The organism is Actinomyces naeslundii, assembly GCF_001956585.1.
Classification (GTDB): Bacteria; Actinomycetota; Actinomycetes; order Actinomycetales; family Actinomycetaceae; genus Actinomyces; species Actinomyces naeslundii.
On sequence record NZ_MSRR01000022.1, the window covers coordinates 1 to 7661 of the forward strand.

The following is a 7661-nucleotide window of genomic DNA, read 5'->3' on the forward strand; positions in this document are numbered from 1 at the left end:
CGGGCTCAGCCCGTCGATGCGATGGTCACCGAGGCGGTGCTCACGCGTCTGTCCTCGGTGGACGTGCACGACCTCGTGATGCCACAGGAGGACGATGGGCCGGATCGCGAGGAGCTGCTGACGGAGCGGAACGCCCTGGTCGATCGGGTGAAGGAGCTGAGCCCGCTGCTGCGCGACATCCATCAGCCGGTCCTGGAGATAACGGCAGCGATCAACGACGTGAAGGCCCGCATCGACGAGATCGACGCGGAGCTGCTCGACCGTTCGGTGTCGGCGGCGGCGAAGCTGCTCGCGGACGTCGAGGAGCCGGTCGGCACCGCGGAGCGCCGCGAGGTGGTCGAGGCGAAGTGGAAGGTGTTGGACGTGGACCGCCGCCGGATGCTCGTGGACGAGCTGGTGACGGTGACCATCGAGCCCATCACGCCCGGTCACGTGAAATTCGACCCCGACCTGATTCGGATAGAGCCGCGTCGCGACTGACTCATGAGTCGACTCGTCATTGCAATGGTGAGTCGACTCGTGGGAGAATGGTTGCAGACAAGAAGATCCCACCGGGGCCGCGACTTAGAAGCGCGGGGTTCTGCTCCCGGATGAGTAGCCGGTCAAACAGCCCAATTACCGTGGCGGGGAACCGGAAGATACTCATGTCTGAGGACTTCCGATGTCTGTCGTTATCGACGTTCCCCGCGCATCCGCGCTCGACCGCCCTGGCCTCGATCAGGGCTCCACTCCTTCTCCGCAGGCAGACGGCCTCGATCCCGTCATCGCCGCCGCTCGTGCTGCTGGTCGTCTGGCCGGTGAACGCCTGGCTCGCACGCCCCTGACCCCGCGACAGCGCGCCGCGGTCGCCGCCGTGATGGGCGGTGGTCACTGATGAGCGCCAACTCCGCCGCCTTCGACCACGTGAACGGCTTCCGCTGGCGACAGGGCGACCCCTCCCTCGCCGAGTCCGAGGCACGTCTCTACGACCTCGGCGTGCTCCGCTCCGTGCTGGAGGAGTCCGTCGAGATCGCCGTCGCCGACGCCCGCGCCGATGGGGTGACCTGGGCGAAGATCGGCGACGCCCTCGGCGTCACGCACCAGGCTGTCATCAAGCGCTACGGCCGGGGCGGTGGTCGCTGATGCGCGCCGACGCACGCAACCTCAGCACCGCTCCCGCCGACCTGACCCCGCCCGGAGGGCCTGGCCTGGCACCCGCCGAAGGCGGGCTGCCCGTCGTCGTGATGACGGTCCGCAGCCGTGCTTCGCACTCTAAGAGTTTCGGGAGCCTCATTCGTTCCTACGGGCGCGGCAAGGGCTTGTCGATTGCCGCGTCCTGCAACAACGTGCCTGGTCAGCGGTCGGTTCCGCCCGCGCTCCGTCGCGTGGCCTCGTGGGATCATTTTGGGTCTCATTTGGGGGTCAATAGGGGGTCATTTAGGCGCCGCACTCTCTCTGAGGCCCTCCGCGCTGTCCGCGGCGGGGGTGGTCGCCGTGGCTAAGCAGGAGAACAACCCGACGAGCATCGGGCTCACGCAGTACCTCGATCCGTCGTACTGGACCTGGGCTGCCGAGGACCCGAACGGGGCCGCGCTGCTCCAGCAGGGAGCCGAAGCGATCCTCGCCTACGTGGTGCAGCGGCTCGAGGCCACCGGCTGCGAGGTCGTCGAGGCCTACGGCATCGTGCATGACAAGGACGAGCGCGAGGTCTGGAGCGACACGGAGAAGGCTCTGGTGATCGAGCCGAAGCCCGATCACCTGCACGCGGTCATCAAGTTCGCCAGCCGTGCGAAGAGCGCACCGCTGGATCGGCTCGCGTTCGGCATCGGCGTCGAGCCCCAGTACGTCGAGAAGCCGGGCCGCGGGCGGTACGCCTACGACAACATGCTGTCGTATCTGACGCACGTGAAGTACGCGGACAAGCACCAATACGCGCCTTCGGAGGTCGCTACGGTGCGTGGGCCTGACTACCTCGGGATCGACGCCCAGCGTCGGGAGACCTGGCTCAAGGGGCGCGCGCACGTGAAGAAGAAGGTCGTCGCCGAGAACTTCGAGGACATGCGCGAGCGCGTGCTCCAGGGCGAGTTCACGCGGGATCAGATCATGCTCACGGACGAGCTGTTCGACATCTACTCGCGGCATCAGCGGGAGATCGACGACGCGCTGTCGGCCTACGGCCAGCGCCGCGCATACCGGGCGGCGGCGAAGCTCCGCGCCGGTGAGTTCTCGACGCACGTGGTGTTCGTCCATGGGGATGCCGGGATCGGCAAGACCCGGTTCGCCACGGACTTCATCACCGAGGCGATCAACGCGGCGAACGCGCACGGCGAGCGGTGGCAGGTCTACCGGGCCGCGACGGGGAACCCGCTTGATGACTGGCGAGGCGAGGAGGTGCTGCTGCTGGACGATCTGCGGGCCTCGGCGATGGATGCGAACGACTGGCTGCTGCTGCTTGATCCGTACAACGCCTCGCCTGCGAAGGCTCGGTACAAGAACAAGGGCGAGGTGGCCCCGCGCCTTATCGTCATCACGGCGACGATCGAGCCTGTCGAGTTCTTCTACTACGCCCGCCAGAAGGGCAACGTGGACGAGGCGTTGGACCAGTTCATCCGCCGCTTGGCCTCGGTCGTGAAGGTCTATCGTGCCGATGACATCAATCGTTACCTCGTGCAGCACATTGGGAAGATCGAGCCCTACGAGTGGCACCAGTGCAGCATCCCGACCGCCGCACACACGCCCGGCATGTACGGCAACGCGTATCACCAGAACGTCGGGTCGCGGGAACTGACCTACGGTCCGGAGACCTCGGCGGAACATGACGCTGAGGGCGCGGTTGCTGAGCTGCTGGGCGGGCTCGCGGTGCGGAGCCCTGACGTGCCGCTGGCGCTGATCGGAGGTGCCGCATGAGCACCGAACGCGATGCGCTCTTCCAGGGGGTCGAGGGGGCCGGAGGCCCCTCGCAAGCAGCCGGGGAGGACATGAGCGCCAGCGAAATGTCCGACACGGCTACTGCTTGCCACTCTGGCGTACAGGTGGAGCAGCAGACCGACTCCCAGGTGAACACCGGTCGGGCTGATGCGGAGGCTGTGCGTCAGAGTCACGGCGGCGCGAAGCGTCGTCGTGGGGGCCGCGCGAAGCTCGATACCGACTTCGGAGAGGAGACGCTCGCGGCGCTTCGCACTCGTGCGAAGCGGCTCGGGCTGGCTCCGAGCACGTGGGTGCGGACCGTCGTCCGGGATGCCCTCCACGCCTCTCGGAGCGAGGAGTTGGACGCCGCCGTGGCCGCGCACCTGCTCGGGGTCGAGGCGCGGGTGCAGGCGTCGGCGGATGCTCGCGAGCTGGCCGCGCAGATTCGCCCGCTGGCGATCAACGTCAACGACCTCGACCGCCGGGCGCGGGCTGGTGAGTCAGTGGCGCTGTCGGCGGAGGTGCCCGAGCTGATCGAGTTGCTGCGCGAGGTCCGCGCCCTGCTCGGGGATCGGGCGGCCTCATGAGCACCACGCACTACAGCCCGAGCGCCAGCGCCGCCGACACGGAGCGCTATATCCGTGGCAAGGAGGACGAGCGGGGCATCGCGATCACGTGCGATGTGCCGGGAGGCCCCGGCGCGTTCTCGGCGCGCGCTCGGTCGCTCACGCAGAACACGACGCGCGAGGTCGAGGCGGTGCATTACCGCCAGTCGTTCAGCGACGAGGAGTTCGACCCGAAGAGTCCGGAGGACGTGCAGCGGGTGAACGATCTCGGTTATCAGCTCGCGAAGAAGATGCACCCGGATTCCGACTGCCTCGTAGTCAGTCATGTGGATGGGCGGGGCAAGAAGCCGCACAACCACATCTTGGTCATCAACCACAACAACCGGACGGGGAAGGCGCTCTCGGACTATCGCACGTTCCACGACCGCAAGGCCGGGAATCAGCGGGGCGTCCAGTCGGCGAACGACCAGCTGATGCGAGAACACGGGCTCTCGGTCGTGAAGCGGCTGGAGCACGCACCGAAGGACTGGGAGCTGCGCCGCGAGGACTTCGCCGAGGGATCGCTCGACCGCGAGATGGGCGACCGGATGAGCGCGGCGCTGGCCGATCCCCGGGCGGTGGACAAGGCCGGTCTGGTCTCGGTGATCGAGGAGCAGAACCAGCGGCTCGGCGATGACGGGGAGCGGGTGCCGCGGATGCGGTTGCACAGCCCCGTCAGCAAGAAGGGCAAGCGCGCCGGGCAAGAGACCTGGACGCTCTACATCGAGGATCGCCGCGGCGAGTCCGGCCGCGCCGAGCGCCGCAAGCGCGTGAGCGCCCTCTCGGCGGACTTCACCCCGGAGGGCGCGCAGGCGTTCTTCGACTACCACCAGCAGCAGAAGGAGAAGGAACATGAGCGCAGCGCTCGACAGGCTGAAGCAGCAGAACGAGCCCGAGCAGTCGCAGCAGCAGCTCGGCAGTCCGGAGACGATGGAGCTGTTGACCTCGATCCTCGCCGCCGTCGAGGCGCAGAACACGAGGATCGCCACGCTGACCGAACAGCAGAAGAAGCTCGCGGGGTTCGTGAAGGTCATGGACGAGGAGACGACGAGGCGGCTGGAGCGGATCACGGCCCCGGCGTCGACCTCCTCGCCCTCCAGCGACGTGTCCGCGAGGATCGCGAGTATCGAGAGCAGGCAGAACGAGATCGCGAGCACGCTCGGCGAGTTCGCGCAGAGTCTCAACGGCGAGAGCTTGAACGCCGCTTCGCGGAGCTTGGTCGCGGAGGCGCAGAAGAATCGCGCGGCTACGGCCTCGGCGATTGAGGGTCTGAAGGCGCAGGTCACAGCGAACCAGAAGCTCGTGAGCCAGGTCGGCGGCGCGGTCCAGCGGATCGAGAAGCGCACCGAGGAACGGGTCGAGAAGGCTGTCGAGCAGGTCGCCGGGGAGGCTTCGGCCACGATGACCGCGAGCCTCGACGCCTCGAACGCGCGGGCGGAGCGGATCATCGCCGCGACGGCGAAGCTGGAGGCGCGACAGCTCTGGTCCGCCGCCGCCGCGATGTGCCTCGTTCTCCTGCCGGTGGCCGTGGTCGTCGCCGGTCTCTGGATGGGCATCGCCGGGCTCATCACGGGTGTTCAGTGGGCGCTGGACGTGGACGGGAGCGTGTGGCTCGGCATCGGCCGGTGGCTCGTGGTCGGCGCTGGCCTCGCCGGGGCCGGCTACGGGCTCTTCGCGTCCGTCAGCTGGGTTGCGGGTCTCGTGGAGACCTGGAAGGGCCGCGGGATGCCGAAGTGGCCCCGCTGGCGCAAGAGGTGATCACGCCTCACGAGGGCAAGCGCGCGCAGCGCGTGCGGCAGCCGCGACAACTGGACATTAGGTCAGCGGCTGCTGTATAGTTCAGTGCATGCTGACCATTGCTTCGCGTCTTGACGTCATGAACCGGCTCGGCCGGGCCATGGCCGACCCGACGCGCTCCCGCATCCTGATGTCCCTGCTCGACAGCCCGAGCCACCCCGCGGTGCTCTCGCGCGAGCTGGGGCTGACCCGCTCGAACGTGTCCAACCACCTGACCTGCCTGCGCGACTGCGGGATCGTGGTCGCCGAGCCCGAGGGCCGCCAGACTCGCTACGAGATCGCCGACCCGCACCTGGCCGCGGCGCTGACGGCACTGGTCGATGTGACCCTCGCCGTGGACGAGAGCGCGCCGTGCATCGACCCGGCCTGCTCGGTGCCGGGCTGCTGCGCCGCGAGCAGTTCGGGGGACGCCTCGTGAGCGCCGCCTGCGGCTGCGACGAGCCGACGACCAGCCCCGCGGACGAGGCAGAGGAGGCAGAGCGCCCGTGGTGGCGTGATCCCGGCCTGGTCGTGCCGATCCTCTCCGGCGTCGCGTTCGGCACCGGCCTGGCGCTGGAGTGGTCGGGGCTGCACATCGCGGCGCTGGTCGCGTTCTGGGCGGGCCTGCTGCTGGGCGCGTACACGTTCGTGCCCGGTGCGATCCGGAATCTCGTTGTGAAGCGCAAGCTCGGGATCGCGCTGCTGATGACGATCAGCGCCGTGGGCGCGGTGATCCTCGGCTACGTCGAGGAGGCGGCCGCGCTGGCGTTCCTCTACTCGATCGCCGAGGCCCTGGAGGACAAGGCGATGGACCGCGCCCGCGGCGGGCTGCGCGCGCTGCTGAAGCTCGTGCCGGAGACCGCGACCGTGCTGCGCGACGGGACCTCCGCCTCGGTCCCGGCCAGGGAGATCGCCGTCGGCGACGTGCTGCTGGTCCGCCCTGGCGAGCGGGTCGCGACCGATGGGCTGGTCCGCTCGGGCCGGTCGAGCCTGGACACTTCGGCGATCACCGGTGAATCGATCCCGGTCGAGGTCGCGCCCGGAGAAGCGGTGTCGGCGGGCGCGATCAACAGCGCCGGCGTGCTGGAGGTCGAGGCGACCGCCGCGGGCACCGACAACTCGCTGACCACGATCGTGGAGCTGGTAGAGCAGGCCCAGGCCGAGAAGGGCGACCGAGCCCGGATCGCTGACCGGATCGCCCGCCCGCTGGTGCCCGGCGTGATGGTCCTCGCCGTCCTCGTCGGCGTGCTCGGGTCCCTGCTCGGCGACCCGGAGACCTGGATCACCCGCGCCCTGGTCGTCCTCGTCGCGGCCAGCCCCTGCGCGCTGGCGATCGCGGTGCCCGTCACCGTGGTCTCCGCGATCGGCGCGGCGACCAAGTTCGGCGTCGTCATCAAGAGCGGGGCCGCCTTCGAGCGCCTCGGCGGCATCCGGCACCTGGCCGTGGACAAGACCGGCACTCTGACCCGCAACCGGCCCGAGGTAACCGCCATCGTCGCCGCCCATGGGTTCGACGATGCGCAGGTGCTTGCTTGGGCTGCCGCCGTGGAGCAGCACTCGACGCACCCACTCGCCGCCGCCATCGCCGCCGCGGGCCGGGGAACCCCCGCCGCGCAGGACGTGGCCGAGGAGGCCGGGCACGGCATCGGTGGCCTGGTCGACGGCCGCAGGGTGGCGGTGGGCAGTCCGCGCTGGATCGACGCCGGTCCGCTCAAGGCCCGGGTCGAGGACCTGGAGGCCGAGGGGCAGACCTGCGTGCTCGTCACCGTCGACGGCTTCCTGGCCGGGGCGATCGGCGTCCGCGACGAGCTGCGCCCCGAGGTCCCCGAGGTCGTGCGGACCCTGCGCGACCAGGGCGTCGAGGTGAGCATGCTCACCGGCGACAACTCCCGCACCGCTGCTGCGCTGGCGAAGCTGGCCGGGATCGGCGACGTGCACGCCGAGCTGCGTCCCGAGGACAAGGCTCGCATCGTCGCCGGGTTCTCGGAGACGTCGCCGACCGCGATGATCGGCGACGGCATCAACGACGCGCCCGCCCTGGCCGGGGCGACCGTGGGCATCGCGATGGGCGCGACCGGCTCCGACGCCGCGATCGAGTCCGCCGACGTCGCCTTCACCGGCCACGACCTCGGCCTCATCCCGCAGGCTCTGCGCCACGCCCGCCGCGGCGGCAGGATCATCAACCAGAACATCGTGCTGTCCTTGGCGATCATCACTGTGCTGCTGCCGCTGGCGATCACCGGCGTGCTCGGCCTGGCAGCGGTCGTCCTCGTGCACGAGGTCGCCGAAGTCGTCGTCATCGCCAACGGACTGCGGGCTGCGCGTGCCCGCAAGCAATAGGTGTTCCGTCCAACGCCATAACTCAGACATGCGCTAGCGCATGTCGATGACGCC

Annotated in this window: 8 protein-coding genes and 1 pseudogene; all 9 read left to right on the forward strand. The window is 69.3% G+C overall.

Annotated elements, in window-relative coordinates:
* Positions 1–480: pseudogene (locus tag BKH33_RS10160) on the forward strand (hypothetical protein); the annotation flags it as partial.
* 181 nt (positions 481–661) lie between these two features.
* The gene (locus tag BKH33_RS10165) at positions 662–874 is read left to right on the forward strand and encodes a hypothetical protein (RefSeq protein WP_003780572.1); all 213 of its coding nucleotides are present in this window, start codon (positions 662–664) and stop codon (positions 872–874) included.
* Positions 874–1122, forward strand: coding sequence for a hypothetical protein (locus BKH33_RS10170; protein ID WP_003780556.1), 249 nt, complete (start codon positions 874–876; stop codon positions 1120–1122). Before BKH33_RS10165 ends, BKH33_RS10170 begins: the two co-directional genes overlap by 1 nt.
* Positions 1123–1473: 351 nt before the next feature.
* Positions 1474–2886, forward strand: a complete 1413-nt coding sequence (locus tag BKH33_RS10180; RefSeq protein WP_225792350.1) for a Rep family protein — start codon at positions 1474–1476, stop codon at positions 2884–2886.
* Positions 2883–3473 (forward strand): hypothetical protein, encoded by a 591-nt coding sequence (locus tag BKH33_RS10185; protein ID WP_009212769.1) that lies wholly within the window; start codon positions 2883–2885, stop codon positions 3471–3473. Before BKH33_RS10180 ends, BKH33_RS10185 begins: the two co-directional genes overlap by 4 nt.
* Positions 3470–4756, forward strand: a complete 1287-nt coding sequence (locus BKH33_RS10190) for a relaxase/mobilization nuclease domain-containing protein (RefSeq protein WP_003780565.1) — start codon at positions 3470–3472, stop codon at positions 4754–4756. The genes BKH33_RS10185 and BKH33_RS10190 overlap by 4 nt, the downstream gene beginning before the upstream one ends.
* A gap of 37 nt (positions 4757–4793) precedes the next feature.
* Positions 4794–5249: a hypothetical protein gene (locus tag BKH33_RS10195; protein WP_008731400.1), complete on the forward strand. Its 456-nt coding sequence runs from the start codon at positions 4794–4796 to the stop codon at positions 5247–5249.
* Positions 5250–5337: 88 nt separating this feature from the next.
* The gene (gene cmtR / locus BKH33_RS10200) at positions 5338–5706 is read left to right on the forward strand and encodes a Cd(II)/Pb(II)-sensing metalloregulatory transcriptional regulator CmtR (RefSeq protein WP_003780589.1); all 369 of its coding nucleotides are present in this window, start codon (positions 5338–5340) and stop codon (positions 5704–5706) included.
* Positions 5703–7607: a heavy metal translocating P-type ATPase gene (locus tag BKH33_RS10205; protein WP_003780583.1), complete on the forward strand. Its 1905-nt coding sequence runs from the start codon at positions 5703–5705 to the stop codon at positions 7605–7607. Before cmtR ends, BKH33_RS10205 begins: the two co-directional genes overlap by 4 nt.
* Positions 7608–7661: the final 54 nt, after the last annotated feature.